A 22,965-nucleotide genomic window follows, 5' to 3' on the forward strand; every position below is an offset into this window, starting at 1 on the left:
CGAACGCACGCCACGCACCCCGACGGTGCAATCCGGAGAGAGTGGACCGCCGAAACCGGCGCCCGCACCGCCTGGAATGAAAGTTGCATCCTCCTGGGAAATCTCCGCCATCACGAGCCAGACCCCATGCCCCAGCCACTGCGAATCCTGCTGGTCGACGATGAGAGCGTTCGCGCCGCCATGGTCGAGGAGGCCCTCGGCCAGGAAGGACACGAGGTCATCTGCCACCTACAGAGCCCGGCCAGCCTCAATGAGATGGTCGCCCGCCATGCCCCCGACGTGGTGATCATCGACATGGAATCCCCCGACCGCGACACCCTCGACAGCATGTCGCTGCTCAACCGCGAGAACCCGCGCCCGGTGGTGTTCTTCGCCGATCAGCACGACCCCGACTCCATGCAGGCCGCGCTGGCCTCCGGCGTCAGCGCCTACGTGGTGGACGGCCTGGTACCTAGCCGGGTCAAGGCGATCCTCGAGGTCGCCGTGGCGCGCTTCGATGCCTTCCAATCGATGCGCACCGAGCTCGACCGTGCGCGCAACCAGCTCGCCGACCGCAAGCGCATCGAACGCGCCAAGGGCCTGCTGATGAAGCACCAGAACTGCGACGAACCCCAGGCCTACCAGATGCTGCGCAAGCTGGCCATGGACCGCGGCCAGCGCATCGGCGAAGTGGCCGCCAACGTGATCGATATCCTCGAAGGACTGGAGAAAGGCCAATGAGCATGTCCCACGCCCCCGAGCGCCCCCGCCTGACCCTGGGGTTCGTCCCGCTACTGGACGCCGTCCTGCCGATCATCGCCCGGGAAGGCGGCTTCTTCGCCGCCGAAGGGCTCGATGTCACCCTGTCACGGGAGAGTGCCTGGTCGACCCTGCGCGACAAGCTCGCCGCCGGCCTGATCGACAGCGCCCAGATGCTGGCCCCCCTGCCGCTGGCCATGAGCCTGGGCGCCTCGGGGTCTCGCTGTGACACCCTGGCCCCGCTGGTGCTCGGTCGCAACGGCAACACCCTGGTGCTGTCGCACCGCTGGGCGGAGGGCATGGCCGCCCCCTTCGACGACACGCCCGGGGGGCGCGATCCCGCCGTCAACGCCCGGGACTTCGCCGCCCGACTGCAGCACCGCGGACCGATGCGCCCACGGCTGGCCATGGTGCACCCCTTCTCCAGCCACCATTACCAGCTGCGCGACTGGCTGGCTCAGGGTGGCATCGACCCCGATACCGAGGCCGAGCTGGTGGCCCTGCCGCCGTCGCGGATGGTCGAGGCGCTGGAGCAGGGGCGCATCGACGGTTTCTGCGTCGGCGAGCCCTGGGGCAGTCAGGCCGCCCATCGCGGCGGAGGCCATATCGTCGCCACCGGTGCCCAGCTGTGGCCCGGCCATCCCGAGAAGATGCTCGGCGTGACCCGTGACTGGGCCGAGCGCTACCCGGCCACCCTGACGGCGATGATCCGCGCCCTGGTCGCCGCCGCCGACTGGCTGGCCACAGCACCGGAGCATCGCCGTGAGGCGCGGGACTGGCTGGCCCTGCCGCCCTATCTGGATCGCGCCCTGGACCACCTGCCGACACTCCCGTTGGGCGAGGCACCGGTCGACCAGCGCTTCACGAGCCTGCGCCCCGAGGCCAACCAGCTGCGTTCCGTGGTGCAGCACCTGGCCCAGCAGCTCGACGGCCCCCTCGATCGCGACCGGATCGATGCCTGCTACAGCCCCGTGCATTTCGATGCCGCCACGCACCAGGGATGTGCATGACGTCCGAATCGAGGCGACGCCACTGGTCCTCACTCAAACCGATCATCCCTACAAAAATCTGTATTTAAAGGGATTTACCAAAAACTGGCCCGATAATTGATTGGTACTGATCGAACGGAGGGCCAGTGCCCCCGGCGGTCAACGGCGATCGCACATCGAATGCCAGACGAAGACGTCTCCACGCTCCCCACTGCCGGGGAGCGTCGAGGCGTCTTCTGCGTTTCAGGAGGACATCCCATGTGCCCCGATGGCTCCTCAAGCCCTCAGGCAACGTCAGGCCCCATCGATCACCTGGTGATCGTCGGCAACGGCATGGCCGGCCAGCGGCTGGTCGAAAGCCTGGTCCGCCGGAACGGCGCCCCGCGTCGCATCACCCTGATCGGCGAAGAACCCTGCCCCGCCTACAACCGCATCCTGCTCTCGCCGCTGTTGGCCGGCGAGATGGAACGCGAGGACCTGACCCTTCGTGATGCGGACTGGTACGTCGAACACGGCGTCGAGCTGGTGCTCGGCGAGCGGGTCGAGACCATCGATCGCGTGGCGCGGCGCCTGACCACCACGAGCGGTCGCGAGATCGACTACGACCGCCTGGTGCTGGCTACCGGATCGCGCCCCGCCATGCCGCCGATTCCCGGGCTCGAGCTCGACGGCGTGCATGCCTTTCGCGACCTCGACGACGCCGCCGCGCTGACCCGCCGCGCCGAGAACGGCGGCCGCGCCGTGGTCATCGGCGGCGGCCTGCTGGGCCTGGAGGCCGCCGAAGGCCTGCGCAAGCGCGGCATGACGGTGAGTATCATCCAGCGCGACGACCGGCTGATGAACCGCCAGCTCGACGTCACCGCTGCCGACCTGCTCGAGCGCGAACTCGCCGGCCGCGGCCTGGAGATCGTCACCGGCGCCCAGCTCGACCATCTGGAAGACAACGGCCGAGGTCATGTCACCGCCGCCCTGCTGGCCGACGGCCGCCGGCTGCCCGCCGAGTGCGTGGTGGTGGCCATCGGCATCGCGCCCAACGTAGCGCTTGCCCGAACCGCCGGCCTCGACGTCAACCGCGCGGTGGTGGTCGACGCCCTGCTTACCAGCTCAGACCCGGCGATCCACGCGCTGGGCGAATGCTGCGAGTTCGCGGGCCAGACCTACGGGCTGGTCGAGCCGATCTGGCGCCAGGTCGAGGTGCTCGCCGCCCGACTGGCCGGCGAGAACGCCGGCGACGACGCACAGGCCCGCTACGTCGAGAAGCCATGCGCCACCAAGCTCAAGGTCAGCGGCGTGTCGCTGTACGCCTTCGGCGCCATCGAGGCCGAGGACGGTCATGAAGTGCTGACCTATCACGATCCCGAACACGGCGACTACCGCCGGCTGCTGCTGCGCAACGGTCGCCTCGAGGGCGCCGTGCTCTACGGCGACACCGCCGCCGGCCCCTGGTACTTCGAGCAGTCGCTGGCCGGCCGCGACCTCTCCGCCTGTCGCCAGGCGCTGCTGTTCGGCCAGGCCGATGCCAAGGCCCTGCTCGACGACACGACATCCAAGACGCCTCATCACCAGGACAGCTCCCCGCAGGAGGAAGCCGCATGAACACGCCAAGTCAAGCGAAACCCCAGCTGATCATCATCGGCAACGGCATGGTCGGCCATCATCTGGTCGAACAGCTCATCGAACGCGGCGCCACCGAGCAGTACCGCATCACGGTGTTCGGCGAGGAACGCCATCGCGCCTACGACCGCGTCCACCTCTCCGAATACTTCGCCGGCCGTGACGCCGAGTCGCTGGCCATGTGCGACGCCGACGTCTATGCCGACGGCGGCGTCGAGCTGCGCCTCTCGGAGTCGGTCACCGCCATCGACCGCGATGTCGGCGAGGTAGTCACCGACCAGGGCCGCTATCCCTATGCGCGGCTGGTGCTGGCCACCGGCTCCTATCCCTTCGTGCCGCCGATCCCCGGCCACGAGCGCGACAACTGCCTGGTCTACCGTACCCTGGACGACCTGGACGCCATCCGCGCCGCGGCCGAGAACGCCACCACCGGCGTGGTGGTCGGCGGCGGCCTGCTGGGCCTCGAGGCAGCCAATGCCCTGCGCGGGCTCGACCTCGACACCGCCGTGGTCGAATTCGCTCCCCGACTGATGCCCATGCAGGTCGATGCCGAAGGCGGCGAGCTGCTGCGCGAGAAGATCGAATCCCTGGGCGTGCAAGTGCTCACCGACCGCGCCACCCAGCACATCGAAGACGGTCAGGCCAGCTTCCATCGCATGGTGTTCCAGGACGACAAGGTGCTGGAGACCGACCTGATCGTGTTCTCCGCGGGCATCCGGCCTCGCGACGAGCTGGCCCGCGACTGCTCGCTGGAAATGGGCGAGCGCGGCGGCGTGGTGATCGACGACCGCTGCCTGACCAGCGACCCGGCGATCCTGGCCATCGGCGAGGTGGCGCTATGGAACAACAGCATCTTCGGCCTGGTGGCCCCTGGCTACCAGATGGCCAAGGCCGCCGCCGATACCCTGCTGGGCGGAAAGCTGACCTTCGAGGGCGCCGACATGAGCACCAAGCTCAAGCTGCTCGGCGTCGACGTGGGCGCCATCGGCGACGCCCACGGCAACCAGACCCCCGGCGCGCGGACCTTCCGCTATCTCGACGAGATCAAGCAGGAATACCGCAAGCTGGTGGTTTCCAGCGACGGCAAGAAGCTGCTCGGCGCCATGCTGGTGGGCGACAACGCCTACTACGACACCCTGATGCAGTACTACGCCAACGCCATGGAACTGCCCGAGGACCCGGCGGCGCTGATCCTGCCCTCCACCGAGGGTGCACCGACCCTGGGCGCCGACGCCCTGCCCGACGGCGCGACCATCTGCTCGTGCCACAACGTCACCAAGGGGGCGATCTGCGCGACCATCGACGCCGGCGCCACCGATCTTGGCGCGGTCAAGGCCTCCACCCGCGCCAGCACCGGCTGCGGCGGCTGCGCGGCGCTGCTCAAGAGCGTGGTCGACCACGAGCTCGAGGCCCGCGGCGTGGAGGTCGACCAGTCGATCTGCGAGCACTTCGCCCACACTCGCCAGGAGCTCTACGACATCGTCCGCGTCGAGGGCATCAAGACCTTCGGCGAGCTGATCGACAAGCACGGCCATGGCTCTCCGCAATCGCCAGGCCTGGGCTGCGACATCTGCAAGCCGGCGGTGGCCTCGATCCTGGCCTCCTGCTTCAACGAGCCGATCACCGACGCCGCGCACATCCCGCTGCAGGACACCAACGACACCTTCATGGCCAACATGCAGAAGAATGGCACCTACTCGGTGGTGCCGCGGGTCCCCGGCGGTGAGATCACCCCCGACAAGCTGGTGGTGCTCGGCCAGGTCGCGCAGAAGTACGCGCTCTACACCAAGGTCACCGGCGGCCAGCGCATCGACCTGTTCGGCGCCCGCCTCGAGGACCTGCCCGACATCTGGGGCGAGCTGATCGAGGCCGGCTTCGAGACCGGCCACGCCTACGGCAAGTCGGTGCGCACCGTGAAGTCCTGCGTGGGCAGCACCTGGTGCCGCTACGGGGTGGCCGACAGCGTGGGCATGGCGATCCAGCTCGAGCACCGCTACAAGGGCCTGCGCTCGCCGCACAAGCTCAAGTTCGCGGTCTCCGGCTGCACCCGTGAGTGCGCCGAGGCACAGAGCAAGGACGTCGGCGTGATCGCCACCGAGCACGGCTGGAACCTCTACGTGTGCGGCAACGGCGGCATGCGCCCGCGCCACGCCGAACTGCTGGCCACCGACCTCGACGACGCGGCGCTGATCCAGGCCATCGACCGCTTCCTGATGTTCTACGTGCGTACCGCCGACCGCCTGCAGCGCACCTCGGTGTGGCGCGAGAACCTGGAAGGCGGCCTCGACTACCTCAAGGCCGTGGTGCTCGAGGACAGCCTGGGAATCGGCGACGAGCTCGAGGCACAGATGCAGACCGTGATCGACAACTACGAGTGCGAGTGGGCCGGCGCCATCAACGATCCGGAGAAGCTCAAGCGCTTCCGCAGCTTCGTCAACGACGCGCGTCCCGACCCGGACATCATCGTGACCGAGGAGCGCGGCCAGCTCCGACCCGCGTAAGGCATCAATCGTGCAATCACCGGGATGAGCTTGCCCGGCGACAAGCCCCGGAGTGCCGGACCACCGCGAGGGCGCTATGAACCCATCCATGGGCGCTACTTTGGCCATCCATGGCCAAAAACCCCTCGCTTAGGCTTGTCCCCGGCGCTCATTTCCCTGACTTCCGGCAGTGAGTTACGAGGAATCCCTAATGTCCACCGCAACCGCAGAAGCACCGACCATGACCCAGACCTGGCAGACCCTGTGCACCAAGGCCGACCTGGTCCCCCACTCCGGCGTCGCCGCCTGGATCGAGACCGCCGACGGTCCGGCCCAGGTCGCGCTGTTCTATTTACCCGGCCCGAACACGCCGGAAAAGACAGTACCCGGCTCGAACACGCCGCAGCCCGGCCATTCGCCCGAGCTCTACGCCGTGGACCACCACGATCCCTTCTCCGGGGCCAACGTCATCGCCCGCGGCATCGTCGGCGACGTCCAGGGCGAGCCGGTGGTGGCCTCGCCGCTCTACAAGCAGCACTTCCGCCTCACCGATGGCCAGTGCCTGGAGGATGAAACGGTCCGTCTCAGGACCTGGCCGCTGCGCCTCGACGGCGACAAGGTGGAGATCCTGGCGTAAACGGCCACCGGCCGTAGGCGCTGTACGAAGACCGTCTGCGCTCGATGATGCGGCGTTGAAATCGGCTCGCGCGCGAGCCCGGCCCGTTCTTCGATCGCTTTCATCTAGCGAGCCACACGGATGCGGCAAATGCGCTGGCCCGTAGGGGACGGGCCTAGCCCTGGGCGCCGCTCGCCGACGTTTCGTACAGCACTCGTACACTTCCAGCGTTGAGTCGAACGATTGTGCAAAGCAGCGGGATTAGGCCATGCTTGGAGCGTAATCCCTTTGTGACGGTCCCATGAAAACGGAGGTGAGCACGACACTATCCCACAGCCCTGCACGTCGCGCCTGTCACGGAACTGACACCCCGCGCTGACAGTGTCGACATCGAGGCGTCATCGTTTTTTGACGTCGATCCGGTGACTATCAGGAGAGCTGCGCCGATGGTACGCATCGACAAGAAAGCCACCCGGCTTTACGTGCTGGACACCAACGTCCTGATCCACGACCCCGCCGCCCTCTATCAGTTTGATGAGCACGAAGTGGTCATCCCGATGACCGTGCTCGAGGAGCTCGACAAGCACAAGAACGGCATCCGCGAGATCGCCCGTACCGCCCGGCAGGTCAGCCGGACCCTCTCGGACCTCACCGCCAACGTCGATCTCGGCCAGATCCGCGATGGCATTCCCATTCCGCGCCTTACCGGCCCCGAAGGCCGGCTGCGCCTGCTCTGCTACGACGACCTCTCGACCCCGGACCATCTGGAGGACAGCCCCGACAACCGACTGCTCACCGAGACCTGCCGCCTGCGCGACGAGCGCCCCGATGCCTCGGTGATCCTGGTCACCAAGGATATCAACCTGCGGGTCAAGGCCGCGGCGGTGGGCGTGCCGGTGGAGGACTATCTCACCGATCGCGCCTTCGACGACAGCGATGCCATGCTGGGCGGCGCCCGCATCTATCCCGAGGCCGGCCACGACGGCAGCGGCCTGTGGGAAAGCCTCAAGACTGAGGTAAAGGTCGATCGCGAGGATAGCGGCCGCGTGGTCTATCGCCTGGCCGGCGAGATCCCCGCCGACTGGCACTTGGGCATGCTGGTCTCCGACAGCGACGACGAGGCCAGCTTCGAGGCGGTAATCCGCGAGCTCGGACCGAAACACGCCCATCTCGAGCTGCTCACCAACTATCGGCACGGCGCCAGCGTATGGGGGGTACACGCCCATGACAGCCGGCAGAACTTCACCCTGAACCTGCTGATGGACGACGACATCGACCTGGTCACCATCGCCGGCAGCGCCGGCACCGGCAAGACCTTCATGACGCTCGCCGCCGCCTTCCAGCAGACCCTGGACGCCAAGCGCTTCGAGCGCATCGTCTTCACCCGGGCACCAATCTCGATGAGCGAGGACATCGGCTACCTGCCCGGCACGGAGGAGGAGAAGATGTCGCCCTGGATGGGCGCCTTCCACGACAACATGGACAACCTGCTGCGCGACGAGCACGACGGCAGCACCGCCTGGAACCAGGAAGCCACTCGCCAGTTGCTCGGCTCGCGGGTACAGATTCGCGCACCGGGCTTCATGCGCGGCCGCACTCTCAACGACACCTTCCTGATCATCGACGAGGCTCAGAACTTCACGCCCAAGCAGCTCAAGTCATTGCTCACCCGCGCCGGGCGCAACACCAAGATCGTCTGCCTGGGGAACGTGGGACAGATCGACACGCCCTACCTCACTGCCAACACCTGCGGCATGGCGGCGGTGGTCCAGCGCTTCCGCGACTGGCCCCACGCCGGGCATGTCACCCTGAAGAGCGTGGAACGTTCACGCCTGGCGCTGGCCGGCGAGGAACTGCTCTAGTCCCACTCTCCGCTACTGAAACGATACGGGCCGACGCCGAAAGGGCGCCGGCCCGTCTGCGTGACGGCCAAGGTCGCGCAGGCAACAGACGTCGAATCGGTCAGCCGCCGCGGTTGACCGCCTTCTCGATCACCGCCTCGCTTTCGCTGCCGGGCCCCTTGCGCAGCACCTTCTGCGCCTCATGGTAAAGACACACGAAGCGCTGGCAGGAAGCGCAGTGCACGTGGTCATCGGGGTTCTTCACGCTGGAGACTCGCATTCGGTGGCTGCCGCAGTTGGGGCAGGCCACGGGCAAGCGAAAATCCTCGGAGAGTGTCATCGGCTCCTCCTCGTCGACATGGATCACACCGTCCTATCCTGCCCCAGCCCACACCGCATAGGCCAGTCGTCTCGTCCTGGAGACGAGGAAGTCGGTCGCCGCAATGGCTCTCCCCTTGTGGGCACCGGCGTGCAAGCTCGTGTGCGCGAATGACAGGAGCCGGCGGTGACGACCGATGTCGATTCCCGGCCATGGTGGGCATCGACCGATCATCCAAGGCTCCGGAGCCATCCCGCGCCATGAACGCCAGCCATCGTCAGCAACGATGGGACGCGTCATGTCTATCCCCAGGCCTGAACCAACGAATGGACTTACCCTGCCGATGTCTTGATAAACAGGTCGCTGTCATTCGCTATGCCTTGGCACACCGACAGGATATGGTCAATCTGGGCATCGGTGACAGAGCTGTTCAATGAAAAACGAATGAGATTCTTTTTCTCGGCAGTAGCGGGGCTACAGAAAACCGCCCCAAAGACACCGCTATCCTCCAGATGATCCCTCACTTTTTCGGTGTTTCTTCTCTCCCCCGTCTCCAGGGCCACGATCTGTGACTGACTGCGAGTCTCGACACCTATCCCCTTCAGCCCTTCGACCAGCATACGTGAGTTATTGAAAAGCCGACTTCTTCTTTCATCCGATTTCTTGACGATATCGAGCGTTTCCTCTATGACCTCTATCTCATAGGGCAATATGCAAGAACTGAATATGGCAGGAAATCCGACAAAGGGAATGCATTGATTGGCACTGTTGTTGACCCATATCGCGCCCGCGCGATAGGCAAATGTCTTGGCAAGGCTGGCTGTCATGAAATCGACCTGGCGAGAAAGCCCTAACTCAGAGAGCAGGCCAGCCCCTTTTTCGCCATGCGTGCCAAGGGAATGCGACTCATCCACCAGAATGGCACAGCCATTATCCTTGGCAATTTTCACCAGATCGACGAGGGGTGCAACCGTGCCAATAGTACTGTAGATAGAGTCGACTGCGATCAACCCAGGGCCATGGCGCTTGATCTGTTTTATCAAGTGATCACAGCTGTTATGCAAGAATGGATGGATACTGGCATTGGCATAGCGCGCCCCTTCCCACATCGACATATGCGCAAAAAAATCTATGTAGACATTGCATCCGGGAGGGCACACGGTTTGCAAAAGCCCGGCATTGGCATTCCACCCCGACTGCGAGAGGAGACAGGACTCGAAATCCACATAGTCGGCAAGCTGATGCTCCAGGCCAGGCTTTGACGCCTCATCTTGCAGAAAGACAGCGGACATGAACACGCTATCCTGACTCTTCTCAATCGCACCTTTCAAACGAGCCTGGATCGAGGTGTGATTGGCCAGGCAAAGATAATCATTGCTTTGCAGCACGATATCATTTCGGGAGGGCCGCTTTCCCAACACCAGGTGCTTTCCGTTATCATTCTGTTCTATAAGATCGTGAGCGAAACGATCCAACCTCTCCTGAAAAATATCAGGAAGCACCGTTTTGGCATCCGTTCCCATGGCAAAAGACTCCTCACCACCCATCCATAGTGTCAAATGGCGCATGAGAAAAGCCGGAAAGCCTCGACGCCTCTTCCGTCTTCGTCTTGAAACCGAAATTTCCCACTCACCTCGCCAGGACAGCCTTCAAACCGTAAGGAGTCGGTCATCCAGGTGAAGCAGGAAGATGACACTGCAAAATGTTCCTCGCCCCCCTCACGATGTATCAGGCGGCCGAGTTCATAATAGTTCACTAATGCAATGGCGTCACGTTTCGGTGAATAGAAAGAAGAACAAGCATTCTCTATGCGAATTACGATATCCATTGACCAACACTACTTGGATAGAAAGTCAGTCATTAGACCTCTGCGGCACCTCCTTGCTGGCATGGGTGACGCCGCCCTCTCATGCCCCATGCTCACGCGGCACCGGCCAGCCGATAGTGCATTGGGCCAGCGGTGAGCCAACGGGTCGGTGACGCCTATCGTGCTGGCACGATATCCAGAGACTCCCTTGCAATGAGTGAGACGTTGGATTTCTTCACCATCGCTCAGTCGCTGCAGGGAGTCCCGTCTCGACACGCTCGCACAGGGCACCACCCGGCCAGCTGAAGGGGCCGCGGTTGCTGAGCTGGTGCGTCTCAGCGCGTCAATCGTTCGGCCAGCCAGCGACCGATATCGGCGACCTGTTGCGGGCAGACCGCATGGGCCATGGGATACTGGCGATAGTGGACGGGATAGCCCATGGCCTCGAGACGGTCGCGAGCGGCCAGGCCCAGGGCCTCGGGCACCACCGGATCGAGATTGCCGTGGTGGATCTCGACGGGCAGATCGCGATTGGCCTCGGCGGGCTCGAGACTGTCCACGGTGGCCAGGTAAGTGGACATCGCCAGCAGCCCGCCCAGCCGCTCGGGGAAGGTGAGCGCCGCCTGGTATGCCACGGCACCGCCTTGGGAGAAGCCGGCCACGATGATCCGCTCGGCGGGGATACCGTGCGCGATCTGCTCGCGAACGAGGCCCTGGATACGCTCGGCGGAGGCCTTGAGCTGCGCCTCGTCGACCCGACGATCAAGGCTCATTTCCTTGATGTCGTACCAGGCCGGCATGACCATGCCGCCGTTGATGGTCACCGGCAAGCGCGGCGCGTGAGGCAGGATGAAGCGGACGTCGAGCCCCTCGGGCAGCCCCAGGGCGGGTACCAGCGGCTCGAAGTCATGTCCGTCGGCCCCCAGGCCATGAAGGATGAACACGCAGGCATCGGCGGGTCGACCGCTACGCGGCTCGATGATCAGCTCGTCGGGTGTACTCATGGGCTCGTCTCCAGCACAAAAGCGACACCCTAGCGCAAAGCGCCCACGTCGGCGAGGGGTGTCAGAACGGCCAGACCATGGGAATCAACACCAGCGCCACCGCCGCGGTCAGCAGATTCAGCGGCCCGCCCACACGCAGGTAGTCCTTGAGATGGTAGCCCCCGGGGCCATAGACCATCAGGTTGGTCTGATAGCCGATCGGCGTCAGGAAGCTGGCCGAGGCGGCAAACATCACCGCCACCACGTAGGGCATGATGCTGACCCCCAGGTTCTCGGCGGCAGCAGTGACGATGGGGAAGGTGATCACCGCCGCGGCATTGTTGGTGACCAGTGAGGTCAGCAGCGCCACCATCACGTAGACGCCGGCCAGCAGCAGCCAGGGGCTGCCATCGACATAGGCCAGGCCGGCAGTGGCCATGCTCACCGCGGCGCCGGAACTCTCCAGCGCCGCTCCCAATCCGAAGGAGGCGGCGATGGTCAGCAGCACCCGGGTATCCATGCCGCGCTTGGCAGCGCCCACCGAGCAGCAGCCGGTAAGCACCGAGGCCGCCGCCCCGAGCATGGCGGCGTTGAGCATGCTCATCACGCCGAGGGTGGCCAGCATCACCACGCCGAGCAGTATGCTCCACGCCAGCCAGGCCTTTTCGTGATTGGGGCGCGCCGAGCCGTTGACCTGACTGATCAGCAGGAAATCCCGCGACTGACGGTGGCGCTCGATGAACGGCGGGCGCGCCTCGAGCAACAGCACGTCCGCCGGCTGCAGGCGAATCTGCCCAAGGTTGCCGGCGACGCGCTCGCCGCCTCGACACACCGCCAGCACCGCGGCCCCGTAGAGGGTACGAAAGTGTCCCTCGCGGATACGCTGGCCGATGAACTGGCACTGATCCGAGACCACCGCTTCGACCAGGCGGCGTTCCTTGAAGTCCTTCTCCAGGCTCGACTCGCCCTGGTGGGAGGGCATCAGGCCGCGGATCTGCTGCAGCTCCACCGCGCCCGCCGAGGTCCCGGCGAACACCAGGCGATCATTGCCCTTGAGCTTCTCGCCGGGGCCCACCACGCTGACCACGTTACCGCCACGCTCGATCTCGACCAGGAACAGCTCCTGGAGATGACGCAGGCCGGCCTCCTCGACCGTCCGGTCGACCATCGGCCCCTCTGGGTCGACCTCCATCTCGATGGTGAACTCGCGAGGATTCTCGAACACCTGGGTGGCGCTGCCGCGCTGGGCGAGCAGGTGGCGACCCGCCACCAGCAGGTAGACGACGCCGACCACCGCCACCGGCACCCCGACCCAAGCGATATCGAAGAGTCCCATGGCCAGCGACGGATAGCGCTCGATCAGCAGGCCGTTGACCACCAGGTTGGTACTGGTACCGAGCAGCGACACGGTGCCGCCGAGGATGGAGGCAAAGCTCAGCGGCATCAGGAAGCGTGAGGCCGGTAGCCCCAAGCGCCGGCTCCAGCCGAGCACCGCGGGAATATAGGTCGCCACGACGGGCGTGTTGTTGAGAAAGCCGCTGATGGAGGCCACCGGCAACAGCAGCCGGCACTGCGCCCCGGCTTCGCTGGCGGGCCGTCCCAGCACGTAGCGGATGATCAGGTCGATACCGCCGGTCTCGCGAATGCTGGCCACCAGCACGTACATGAAGGCCACGGTGAACAGGCCGCTGTTGGAAAAACCCGCCAGAGCCTGGTCCGGGTCGATGACCCCCAGGGTCAGAAGCACGATCACGGCACCGAGCAGGATCATGTCGGTTCCGATCCGCGTCATCGCCATCAGGGTAAAGACGACGACCACCACGGCGATCGTCAGCCAGGCATCCACAGACATGAGGCATCCACGTACAAAATGAGAAATCGCCCCATTGTGACGGCACGCGAATATGCCTGAAAGTTATTTGTAGAAATTGATCTAGAAGAAAAGGAGATAAAAAAGAGAAGGGGGAAGGGGGAAGGGGGAAGGGGGAAGGGCAGAGTGTGAGACGAGGCCAAAACGCACAGGGCCCGCCGAAGCGGGCCCTGGCTTGCGCTACCCGGGAGTAGCGCTCATCGCGGTCAGACGCTTAGTCGATGACCTTGATGTTGGACGCCTGCAGGCCTTTCTTGCCCTGGGTGACGTCGAAGGAAACCTTCTGGCCGTCCTGCAGGGACTTGAAGCCATCGGCCTGGATCTCGGAGAAGTGAGCGAACAGGTCGTCACCGTTGTCGTCCGGAGAGATGAAGCCGTAGCCTTTGGTGTCGTTGAACCACTTGACGGTACCGGTAGCCATGTTTCGAATGCCTCGAATAGCGTGATTTGTAGCCGGGGGAATACCCGAGTTGCAGTGGGTAAACAAGAAACTTTCACCGGGCGACCGACGCTATTCAGCCTTCGATGACCACTTGCGATGTTCGACTTGCCAACCAACTGCGTCCAGCATGCGCCCTGCCGGGGCACAGGTCAAACACTATTTGCATCGCATGACAACCCCGTTACGTTTCTGCACACAGCCAGGCGGCCGCCTTCTCGGCGATCATCAGGGTCGGCGAGTTGGTGTTGCCGCTGGTGATCGTGGGCATCACGCCGGCATCCACCACCCTCAGCCCCTCCACGCCACGCACCCGCAGGTGCGAATCGACCACTGCCATGGGGTCGGTGTCACGGCCCATGGCGGTGGTGCCCACAGGATGAAAGATGGTGGTGCCGATCTCACCGGCCAGCCGGGACAGCTCCTCGTCGCTTTCGTACTGCGCTCCCGGCTTGACCTCCTCGGGCGCATAGCGGGCGAAGGCCGGCTGGGCGACGATGCGCCGAGTCAGGCGCAGCGAATCCGCGGCGACTCGGCGATCGTCCTCGGTATCCAGATAGTTGGGCGCGATGCGCGGCGCCGCGGCCGGATCCTTCGAGGCGAGTCGCACCGTGCCGCGACTGGTGGGATTGAGGTTGCACACGCTGGCGGTGATCGCCGGATAGTCGTGCAGCGGCTGGCCGAAGGCTTCCAGGCTCAGCGGCTGGACGTGATATTCCAGGTTGGGGTGCGGGCGCTCCGGCGAGCTGCGGGCGAAGGCGCCGAGCTGGGAGGGCGCCATGCTCATCGGCCCCGAACGCTTGAGCAGGTACTCCAGGCCGATGCGCGTCTTGCCGGCCCAGGTCCCGGCCAGGGTATTGAGGGTGCGAGCGCCGGTGACCCGATAGACGGCGCGGATCTGCAGATGATCCTGGAGATTCTCCCCTACCCCGGGCAGGTCGTGCACCAGTGGGATGCCATGCTCGGCGAGCCGCGCCGCCGGCCCGATACCGGAAAGCTGCAGCAGCTGCGGCGAGCCGATGGCCCCGGCGCACAGCACCACGCCCCGGTTCGCCGCCACCTCGACGACCTCGCCTCCCCGGATGATGCGCACGCCGCTGCAGCGGGGTCGGCCGCCCTCCCCTGCCGTGAAGATCAGCCGCTGCACCTGGCTGGAATGCCAGAGGGTCAGGTTGGAGCGCTTCTCGGCGCCGCGCAGGAAGGCCTTGGCGGTGTTCCAGCGAAAGCCCGAACGCTGGTTGACCTCGAAATAGTCGACGCCCTCGTTGCAACCGCGGTTGAAGTCGTCGGTGCGCGGGATGCCCGCCTGGACGGCGGCCTCGGCGAAGTCGTCCAGCACCTGCCACTTGAGGCGCTGTCGCTCCACCCGCCATTCGCCGCCGTGGCCGTGGAAGTCGCGGTGGGCCGCATCGGCGTCGCCCTCGGCATCCAGCCGGTAGTGATCCTCGTGGCGCATGAAGTCGGGCAGGCAGTTGTCCCAGCGCCAGGCCTCATCGCCGGTGATCTCGGCCCAATGATCGTAGTCGCGGGCCTGGCCACGCATATAGATCATGCCGTTGATGCTCGAACAGCCGCCCAGGGTCCTGCCACGAGGATAAAGCAGCGAACGGCCGTTGAGCCCCGGCGTCGGCTCGGTGCGGAACCGCCAGTCCGTGCGCGGGTTGTCGATGCAGTAGAGATAGCCCACCGGGATGTGGATCCACGGATAGCGATCGCGGCCACCGGCCTCGATCAGCAGCACACGCCGCCGGGGATCGGCGCTAAGGCGATTGGCGAGCAGGCAGCCGGCGGTGCCGGCGCCCACGATGATATGGTCGAAGGTCGCGACGACGCTCACGGGGACAGCCTCCTTGTCGACTCCGGCGCCCAGCGTCGCGCGACCTCAACGTCCTGTCACTGCTGCCTTGGTCGAGGCCACAGCGTCATCTCACAGTTCGTGACCCAGCACCACGCGGCAGATGTCCGAGAAGCTGCGCGCCTCCGGCAGCTTCGTCATGTCGCTGCCCAGCGCCCGGCCGATGTCGGCGGCCGAGATCACGCCGCGAATGCGCTGCTGATGGCGACGATCGGTCTCGGTGACCAGCAGGTGCTGATCGCCGAAGGTCTCCAGGTCGCGCACCAGCTGGCCGATGGTCAGGGTCGCCAGGCGTTCCATCGACAGCGCTCGCAGTTCGGCGCAAGGGGTCTGCACCATGCGCGCGGTCACGTCCTCGCGGGCAATGCCGCGACGCTGCATGGCCTGGGTGGTCAGGCGACCGCCGATCACGTCGCGGGCGTTGAGCACGCCGACGCAGGCGCCGTCGTGGTCGACCACCAGCAGCAGGCGTACGCCGCCGTGTTCCATGACCTTGCGCGCGTCGATGATCGAGGTGTCGGCCGGTACGGTGAGCGGGGCGACGTGCTGGAAATCCGTCAGTACCGTCAGTGCCGGGCTGTCCGGCGAGAGCCGCGGAGGAACCGGCTTGGCGATCGGAGTGTGCGCCGAGAGAGTATCCAGGCGTGCGGGGGAAGTAGTCAGGGTAGGCATGATGATTTGGCTCCTGTGACGGGCATCACCGGCAAGTCACGCCGGGTTACCCCCACACTGGACCTCCCCAGCTTAAGAGAACCTTAAGAGATTCGACGCCACAGCATCGTGATTGACAGCCGCGCATCCGAGGCATGCAATGGCAGGCATTCCGCCGCAATGGAGTGCGACATGTCTCGACCGCCGCGCCGCTTTCTCGTCTATGCCCTGAGCCTGCTCGGGCTCGCCGCCTGTCTGCTCGGCCTGGCCCTGGCACCAGGCTGGAGCTGGGGGCTCGCCACCCTGGCCTGCGCCGCGCTGGCCGCCATGGGCACCCATGATCTCGTCCAGCGCCGGCACACGGTCAGCCGCAACTATCCGGTGACCGCCCACCTGCGCTACCTGCTGGAGTCCTTCGGCCCCGAGATCCGCCAGTATTTCATTCAGCGCGACACCGAGGAAGTGCCTTTCTCTCGCGAGCAGCGCAGCCTGGTCTACCGGCGCGCCAAGGGCACCATCGACAAGCAGCCCTTCGGCTCGCTGCGCGACATGCAGGCGCCCGGCTACGAGTGGATGAACCATTCCCTGGCGCCGGTAGCGATCGACGACGACGATTTTCGCGTCACCGTCGGCGCCGGTCGAGCGAAGCCCTACGCGGTCAGCGTGCTGAACATCTCGGCGATGAGCTTCGGCGCCCTGTCGGCCAATGCCATCAGTGCCCTGAACGATGGCGCCCGGCGCGGCGGCTTCTACCACGACACCGGCGAAGGCGGCATCTCGCCCTACCATCGCCGCGGCGGAGACCTGGTCTGGGAGATCGGCTCCGGCTACTTCGGCTGCCGCGACGCACAGGGCGGCTTCGACGCCCAGCGCTTCGCCGAGCAGGCCACCGACGACGCCATCAAGATGATCGAGATCAAGCTCTCCCAGGGGGCCAAGCCAGGCCATGGGGGCATCTTGCCCGGGGCCAAGGTAACCGCAGAGATCGCTGCGACCCGCGAGGTGCCCGAGGGGCGCGACGTGGTGTCGCCGGCATCCCACAGCGCCTTCTCCACCCCCCGCGAGATGATCGACTTCATCTGCCGGCTGCGCGAGCTCTCGGGTGGCAAACCGGTGGGCATCAAGCTGGCCATCGGCCATCCCTGGGAGTGGTTCGCGATGGTCAAGGCAATGCGCGAGGAAGGCGAGCACCCCGACTTCGTGGTGGTGGACGGCGGCCAGGGCGGCACCGGGGCCGCACCGCTGGAGTTCGTCAACCGGCTCGGCATGCCGCTCACCGACGCCCTGCTGCTGGTGCACAATGCCCTGGTCGGTGCCGGACTGCGCGAACGGATCCATGTCGGCGCCGCCGGCAAGGTGATCAGCGCCTTCGACGTCGCCCGCACCCTGGCGTTGGGCGCCGACTGGTGCAACTCGGCAAGGGGCTTCATGTTCTCGCTGGGCTGCATCCAGGCACGCAGCTGCCATACCGACCGCTGCCCGAGCGGCGTGGCCACCCAGAACCGGCTGCGCGGCAGCCGACTCGACGTGCCGCTCAAGGCCGAGCGAGTACATCGCTTCCAGGCCAGCACCCGCGAGGCCCTGGGCGAGATGCTGGGCGCCGCCGGCCTGACCCACCCGTCCCAACTGGGCCCAGAGCACATCATCCGCCGAGTCTCGCGGCACGAGGTCAGAAGCTTTTCGACCCTCTTCGACCTGGTGGCGCCCGACGCACTGCTGGAAGGCGGCGCCTCCCGACACCCGGTGTTTGCGGACTACTGGGACGCGGCCACAGCCGACAGCTGGGCGCCCCCGGTCGACCTCCAGCAGCTGCGCAACAGCAAGCTGGTGTGAGCGACGCCCGGACGCTTCACAGCGACGCGCGAGATGCATCCGCCTTGCGGCGATGGTAGGCTACGCCCATTCCGGTCATGGGCTCACGCTATCGCCCCGTCAGGCCGGACTACCCTCGCTGGGGAGTAGCTGGCTCACACCGATGTGTGAGAGCGCCTGTCAACATAGTCGGCCAGATGCCGTGGCAGGTGCGCCGGCGCGTCGCTCGATACGCTCTCGTATCGCGACCGCGCCAGTCGGCGAGACCATCGACGGTACGGCGCCCAAGGCCGGGCGTGTCGTATCGTCGTGGTAAATCGCCCGGCCGGACCCGTGACTCCCATGACCCTGCTGTCCACCACCCTGCTGGCCTTCTCGATGTCCACCGACGCCTTCGCCGCCGCCATCGGCAAGGGTGCCGCCGTCGATCATCCCCGCTTTCGCGAGGCGCTGCGCACCGGCCTGATCTTCGGCGTCGTCGAGGGCCTCACCCCACTGATCGGCTGGGCCTTGGGCATCGGGGCCTCCCGCTACATCGCCGCCTGGGACCACTGGATCGTGTTCGTGCTGCTGTTCGCCCTCGGCGCACGCATGATTCGCGCCGGCCTCGAGACCCCGGACGCAGACGAGGAAGCGCCCGCCGCCACGCCGGGGCGCCACGCCTGGTGGCTGATCGCCGCCACCGCCGTGATCACCAGTATCGACGCCCTCACCGTGGGCATCGGGCTGGCCTTCATGGAGGTCAACATCCTGCTGACGTCCCTGGCGATCGGCGCGGCCACCACCTTGATGGCGACGCTCGGCGTGATGCTGGGCCGGCGGCTCGGGGTCATGATCGGCCAGCGCGCCGAGATGCTCGGCGGCGTGGTGCTGATCGGCATCGGTACCGCCATCCTCACCGAGCACCTGGGCCTGTGGTAAGGAGACCATGGTGAGCCCGACGTGAATCATCGGCCTCAGTGGCGATGGCCGTCGTACGACGCTTCCCCCACGTCATCGGCGCATCGGTCGTGGGGCTCGAGCTGAATGGTGGCGTGTTCCACGTCGAAGCGCTCGAGCAGCACCGCCTTGATCGCCACCAGCGCCTCTTCCCGGTCGGCGTTCTCCTCCAGCGCCGCGTGCAGCGACAGCAGATGACGCCCCGGGGTCAACGACCAGGCGTGCACGTGGTGAACATCGCGCACGGCGTCCAGCCGCTCGGGCAACTCGCGCTCGATGCTCGCCACATCCAGCGACTCGGGCGCACCCTCCAGCAGGATATGGCCGGATTCCCGAGTCAGGCGCCAGGCGCTGCGCAGGATCAGCGCCGCCACCAGCAGCGACAGCAGCGGATCGATGGGCGTCCAGCCGCTGGCCAGAATTACCAGGGCCGCGACGATGGCGGCCACCGAACCCAGCAGGTCACCGAGCACGTGCAGCGCCGCTCCGCGGATATTGAGATTGTCGCGATCGCCCAGGTGCAGGATGGCGAACACCGCCAGGTTGACCACCAGTCCCAGCACGGCAATGGCCAGCATCGGCGTCCCGGCCACCGTCACCGGCGAGACGAAGCGGCGCAGCGCCTCGATGACAATCCACACCACGATGGCGATCAGCGTCAGGCCGTTGACGAAGGCGGCGAGGATCTGCACCCGGTCGTAACCGTAGGTGCGTCGATGGTCCGCCGGACGCCGGCTGAGACGGGCGGCGAACCAGGCCAGGGCCAGCGCCGCCGTGTCGGTCAGCATGTGGCCGGCATCGGCGAGCAGCGCCAGCGAGCCGGAGAGGATGCCGCCCGCCACCTCGGCCACCATGAAGGCGCCGGTGAGGACGATCGCCCAACCCAGGCGCCGCTGGCTATCGGCGCCGGCGTGATGATGGTGATCATGTCCGTGAGCGTGATCGTGCGCCATGCGGCCTCCTCCCTACATTGCGGCCTCCAGCATAGCGCAAGCCTGCCATGCCATGCCCATCTTTACCTTTTTGGTGCATCCTGACACCATGTCGCACCCTTTTTGCGCACGAAAGCGACAATGAAGACCTATTTCAACAAGATGCGCGGTAACCGCTATCGCCGCGACGACATCGACTGGCGCGACGCCTGCTGGTCCTGGCTCGGCGCCTTCATCGGCATGAGCGCCGTGGCCTGGCTCGGCGAGCAGTGGCTGGCCCACCACCTGCTGATCGTCGGCTCCTTCGGCGCCACCTCGGTGCTGATCTACGCCGCCCCCGAGAGCCCCTTCGCCCAGCCTCGCAACGTGCTGCTGGGCAGCGTGCTGTCGGCGCTGATCGGCGTGGGCTGTTTCCAGCTGCTGGGTGCCACGGCACTGACCGTGGCCCTGGCGGTATCACTGGCAGTACTGGTGATGCAGCTGACCCAGACCGTGCATCCCCCCGGCGCGGCCGCCGCACTGATCGCGGTGATCGGAGGCCCCGAGGTTCACGCCCTGGGCTGGGCCTTCCCGCTGGTGCCGGTGGGGCTCGGCTGCGTGGTGATGCTGCTGGTCGCCATCCTCGTCAACAACCTGGCCCGCCACCGCCGCTACCCCCGCCACTGGTAGCCCGCCCAGGGTAGCGTCGCGGCGCTCTCAGCCGCCCCGGCAGTCGCGCGTCAGGTCACGCTCGGGCTGCAGCACCCGCGTCTCCACGCCCAGCACGCCCAGCACGGTATGGAACAGGTTGGCGTGGCTCGCTGGCCGCTTGGCCCGTTCGGCCAGGCAACTGTCGTCCAGCCCTGCCGTGGCGTCGAACCCGGCTGACGACCACCACACCATCGGCACATGGGTCTGCTCGTCGGGCGCGATGGCATAGGGCAGGCCGTGGAGATACAGCCCGTGCTCGCCCAGCGACTCGCCGTGATCGGCGACATAGAGCATCGCCGTGTCCACCCCCGGCAGGGATGCGAGATCCCCGATCAAGCCGTCGAGCAGCGCATCGGTGTAGCGCACGGCGTTGTCGTAGCTGTTCACCACCGCCTGGCGATCGCACTGGCTCAGCTCGGCGCTGTCGCAGGTCGGAGTATAGACGCGGTAATCATCGGGATAGCGGGCATAGTAGCTGGGGCCGTGGTTACCGAGCTGATGCAGCACCAGCACCGTATCCCGGTCGACGCCTTTGGCCACCCGGGCCGCCTCCTCGAACAGGGCACCGTCCAGGCATTCGCCGTCCGGGCACTGGGCGGGATGATCCTGCGCGGCGATCTGGCGCGTTTCCACGCCCTGGCAGACGCCCTTGCAGCCGGACTGGTTGTCCAGCCACAGCACCCGAAAACCGGCATGGGACAGCACGTCCAGCAGCGATTCGTGGCTCTTGATCTCGCGCTCGCTCTGTTCGCCGCGGCCGCCCGGCGCGAACATGCAGGGCACCGACACCGCGGTGCTGGTGCCGCAGCTGCTGACGTCGGTGAAATTGACCAGGTCACGCTCGGCCAACCGCGGCGTGGTCTGGCGTTCATAGCCGTCCAGCCCCCAATCGGCGGCGCGCATCGTCTCGCCGACCACCAGCACCAGCAGGCGCGGCTTGTCGCCCTCCACGCCCTTCACCGCATCCTCGCCGAGCGGCAAACGCTCGGCAGGCAGCGGATCGCTGGCCGCCATCACCTGCCCGGTAGACACCAGCGCGTTGCCCGGCGTGACCAGGTAGCGCAGCGCTGGCCGATTGCGCATCTCCGAGGACAGCCCCTGATAGCCGATCATCAGCGACGCCGCCAGCACCGCCACGGCGCCGACCAGATAGCCCGAGCGACGCAGCAGCGCCCTTGGCCAGCGGCTCGCCGTCAATCGCACGCGCCACAGCAGCAGTACCGGCAGGCCGGCATACAGCAGCAGGTACAGGGCAAATGACGGAGTCAGCAGCTCGCCGGCCTCGCGGGTGTCGGTCTGCAGCACGTTGTCGATCATGGTGGTATCGAAGTGCGTGCCATAGCGAGTAGTGAAGTAGTTCACCACCGCGGCGAGGATCACCAGCAGGCTCAGCAGCGGCCGCACCGTGTGGCGTGTCATGAACGGCACGAACACCACGAACTGCAGAACGGTCAACACCAGGGCCTCCACCGACAGGCTTTCCCAGGCGGCCACCGAAACGAGCGGCGCGTCCGCCAGCATGCCGTGCCAGAAAGGCCCGTTGTAGAGCAGCGTGAAGACCACGCAGACCAGCAGGGTCAGCGCTTCGGGGGACAACCGAGGAGACGGCAGCCAACGCCGGGTGCGACGAAAGCCCGGGGCATCGGGGAGTGACATCATGCGGGGGTCTCTGCGAGCGTAAGGGAGGTAACGGGTCGACCCGACAGCAGCCAATGGGCCGCCACGGCGCTGATCGTGGTGCACAGCATCAGCGTCCAGAGGTCATGGGAGAGAAAGTGAGCGCCGCGCAGCTGCTGGGCGACGCCGAAGACGAGCCCCAACCCCAGGCCGACGGCCAGCCCCCACCAGCGCCAGCGCGGCTGAACGGCCGTGAGGAAGGGAAACAGCGCGACCCAGGCATAGCCAGCGCTGGCATGCCCGGCGGGAAAACAGGCGGTGTCGGGAAAACCCGCCGGGCGCGCCTCGAACAGGCCGATGAACGGCGCCCAGCCACCGTAGCGCGTCAGGTCCCAGGGGCACTCCATGCTGACCAGCTGCTTGAGGGTCGATACCGCCAGCGTCGACCCGGCCACCGCCAGGAACAGGAACCACAGCGGGCGCCGCCAGGGGCGCAGCGGCGCCAGCCCGTGGCTCAGCGCCAGCGCCAGGATCACCGCGCCGCCCATGGCCTGGCTGAGATCGCGCCCGCCCTCATGCAACAGGGCCTCGGTGAGCGCACCATGGCGGAGCGACCACTCGCCGCCTTCGAGCCGGTAGAAGAAATCGGCGAGGCGGAAGTCGAGCCCCAGCCGCGCGAATGCCAGCATCAGCGCGGCAAAGCCCGCCCAGGCCAGCAGCAGGCGAGGCCAGAAGACAGACAAGCGAGACGGTGGCAGGGAAGTCGGCATGGT

19 protein-coding genes are annotated in these 22,965 nt (G+C 66.2%); 9 read left to right on the forward strand and 10 right to left on the reverse strand.

What is annotated here, in order from left to right:
* Window positions 1-126 precede the first annotated feature (126 nt).
* The 6 genes from FHR96_RS13685 to FHR96_RS13710 all read left to right on the forward strand — a co-directional run bounded on the left by FHR96_RS13685 (window position 127) and on the right by FHR96_RS13710 (window position 8,299).
* Window positions 127-720, forward strand: coding sequence for an ANTAR domain-containing response regulator (locus FHR96_RS13685; protein WP_183388248.1), 594 nt, complete (start codon window positions 127-129; stop codon window positions 718-720).
* Window positions 717-1,748: a CmpA/NrtA family ABC transporter substrate-binding protein gene (locus tag FHR96_RS13690; RefSeq protein WP_183388249.1), complete on the forward strand. Its 1,032-nt coding sequence runs from the start codon at window positions 717-719 to the stop codon at window positions 1,746-1,748. Before FHR96_RS13685 ends, FHR96_RS13690 begins: the two co-directional genes overlap by 4 nt.
* A gap of 237 nt (window positions 1,749-1,985) precedes the next feature.
* On the forward strand, window positions 1,986-3,323 hold the full coding sequence (locus FHR96_RS13695; protein WP_183388250.1) for an NAD(P)/FAD-dependent oxidoreductase: 1,338 nt from the start codon (window positions 1,986-1,988) through the stop codon (window positions 3,321-3,323).
* Window positions 3,320-5,842 (forward strand): nitrite reductase large subunit NirB, encoded by a 2,523-nt coding sequence (gene nirB, locus FHR96_RS13700; protein WP_183388251.1) that lies wholly within the window; start codon window positions 3,320-3,322, stop codon window positions 5,840-5,842. Before FHR96_RS13695 ends, nirB begins: the two co-directional genes overlap by 4 nt.
* Window positions 5,843-6,032: 190 nt before the next feature.
* Entirely contained in the window at window positions 6,033-6,458 is a 426-nt protein-coding gene (gene nirD, locus FHR96_RS13705; protein ID WP_183388252.1) for a nitrite reductase small subunit NirD, read from the forward strand.
* A gap of 425 nt (window positions 6,459-6,883) precedes the next feature.
* The gene (locus tag FHR96_RS13710; protein WP_183388253.1) at window positions 6,884-8,299 is read left to right on the forward strand and encodes a PhoH family protein; all 1,416 of its coding nucleotides are present in this window, start codon (window positions 6,884-6,886) and stop codon (window positions 8,297-8,299) included.
* Window positions 8,300-8,399: 100 nt separating this feature from the next.
* On the opposite strand, the gene FHR96_RS13715 is transcribed toward FHR96_RS13710, so the two are convergent.
* The 7 genes from FHR96_RS13715 to FHR96_RS13745 form a co-directional block, all read right to left on the reverse strand.
* Window positions 8,400-8,618, reverse strand: coding sequence for a hypothetical protein (locus tag FHR96_RS13715; RefSeq protein ID WP_183388254.1), 219 nt, complete (start codon window positions 8,616-8,618; stop codon window positions 8,400-8,402).
* Between the two features lie 311 nt (window positions 8,619-8,929).
* On the reverse strand, window positions 8,930-10,120 hold the full coding sequence (gene cqsA / locus FHR96_RS13720; protein WP_183388255.1) for an alpha-hydroxyketone-type quorum-sensing autoinducer synthase: 1,191 nt from the start codon (window positions 10,118-10,120) through the stop codon (window positions 8,930-8,932).
* 619 nt (window positions 10,121-10,739) lie between these two features.
* Window positions 10,740-11,408, reverse strand: coding sequence for an alpha/beta hydrolase (locus tag FHR96_RS13725; protein ID WP_183388256.1), 669 nt, complete (start codon window positions 11,406-11,408; stop codon window positions 10,740-10,742).
* Between the two features lie 61 nt (window positions 11,409-11,469).
* Window positions 11,470-13,239 carry an SLC13 family permease gene (locus FHR96_RS13730; RefSeq protein WP_183388257.1) on the reverse strand — a complete coding sequence of 590 codons (1,770 nt, stop codon included), beginning with the start codon at window positions 13,237-13,239 and terminating at the stop codon, window positions 11,470-11,472.
* A 232-nt stretch (window positions 13,240-13,471) separates the two neighbouring features.
* Entirely contained in the window at window positions 13,472-13,678 is a 207-nt protein-coding gene (locus tag FHR96_RS13735) for a cold-shock protein (RefSeq protein ID WP_183388258.1), read from the reverse strand.
* A 202-nt stretch (window positions 13,679-13,880) separates the two neighbouring features.
* Window positions 13,881-15,533, reverse strand: a complete 1,653-nt coding sequence (locus FHR96_RS13740; RefSeq protein ID WP_183388259.1) for a GMC family oxidoreductase N-terminal domain-containing protein — start codon at window positions 15,531-15,533, stop codon at window positions 13,881-13,883.
* A gap of 90 nt (window positions 15,534-15,623) precedes the next feature.
* Complete coding sequence (locus tag FHR96_RS13745; RefSeq protein ID WP_183388260.1) at window positions 15,624-16,223, reverse strand: CBS domain-containing protein; 600 nt, start codon at window positions 16,221-16,223, stop codon at window positions 15,624-15,626.
* Between the two features lie 171 nt (window positions 16,224-16,394).
* Between FHR96_RS13745 and FHR96_RS13750 the strand changes: the two genes are divergently transcribed.
* Together FHR96_RS13750 and mntP are read left to right on the forward strand one after the other, a co-directional pair.
* A complete protein-coding gene (locus tag FHR96_RS13750; RefSeq protein ID WP_183388261.1) occupies window positions 16,395-18,035 on the forward strand; it encodes an FMN-binding glutamate synthase family protein in 1,641 nt (546 codons plus the stop codon).
* A 321-nt stretch (window positions 18,036-18,356) separates the two neighbouring features.
* Window positions 18,357-18,935 carry a manganese efflux pump MntP gene (mntP, locus tag FHR96_RS13755; RefSeq protein ID WP_183388262.1) on the forward strand — a complete coding sequence of 193 codons (579 nt, stop codon included), beginning with the start codon at window positions 18,357-18,359 and terminating at the stop codon, window positions 18,933-18,935.
* A gap of 35 nt (window positions 18,936-18,970) precedes the next feature.
* Here the strand turns inward: mntP and FHR96_RS13760 are convergent, their stop codons facing one another.
* Window positions 18,971-19,906 carry a cation diffusion facilitator family transporter gene (locus FHR96_RS13760; protein ID WP_183388263.1) on the reverse strand — a complete coding sequence of 312 codons (936 nt, stop codon included), beginning with the start codon at window positions 19,904-19,906 and terminating at the stop codon, window positions 18,971-18,973.
* Window positions 19,907-20,026: 120 nt separating this feature from the next.
* Between FHR96_RS13760 and FHR96_RS13765 the strand changes: the two genes are divergently transcribed.
* Window positions 20,027-20,554, forward strand: coding sequence for an HPP family protein (locus FHR96_RS13765; protein ID WP_183388264.1), 528 nt, complete (start codon window positions 20,027-20,029; stop codon window positions 20,552-20,554).
* 27 nt (window positions 20,555-20,581) lie between these two features.
* Here FHR96_RS13765 and FHR96_RS13770 read toward each other — a convergent pair whose 3' ends face one another.
* Window positions 20,582-22,234: a phosphoethanolamine transferase gene (locus tag FHR96_RS13770; RefSeq protein ID WP_246392954.1), complete on the reverse strand. Its 1,653-nt coding sequence runs from the start codon at window positions 22,232-22,234 to the stop codon at window positions 20,582-20,584.
* The gene (locus FHR96_RS13775) at window positions 22,231-22,962 is read right to left on the reverse strand and encodes a phosphatase PAP2 family protein (RefSeq protein WP_183388265.1); all 732 of its coding nucleotides are present in this window, start codon (window positions 22,960-22,962) and stop codon (window positions 22,231-22,233) included. The genes FHR96_RS13770 and FHR96_RS13775 overlap by 4 nt, the downstream gene beginning before the upstream one ends.
* Window positions 22,963-22,965: the final 3 nt, after the last annotated feature.

Origin of the sequence: Halomonas organivorans (assembly GCF_014192055.1) — a bacterium.
GTDB classification, from domain to species: domain Bacteria; phylum Pseudomonadota; class Gammaproteobacteria; order Pseudomonadales; family Halomonadaceae; genus Halomonas; species Halomonas organivorans.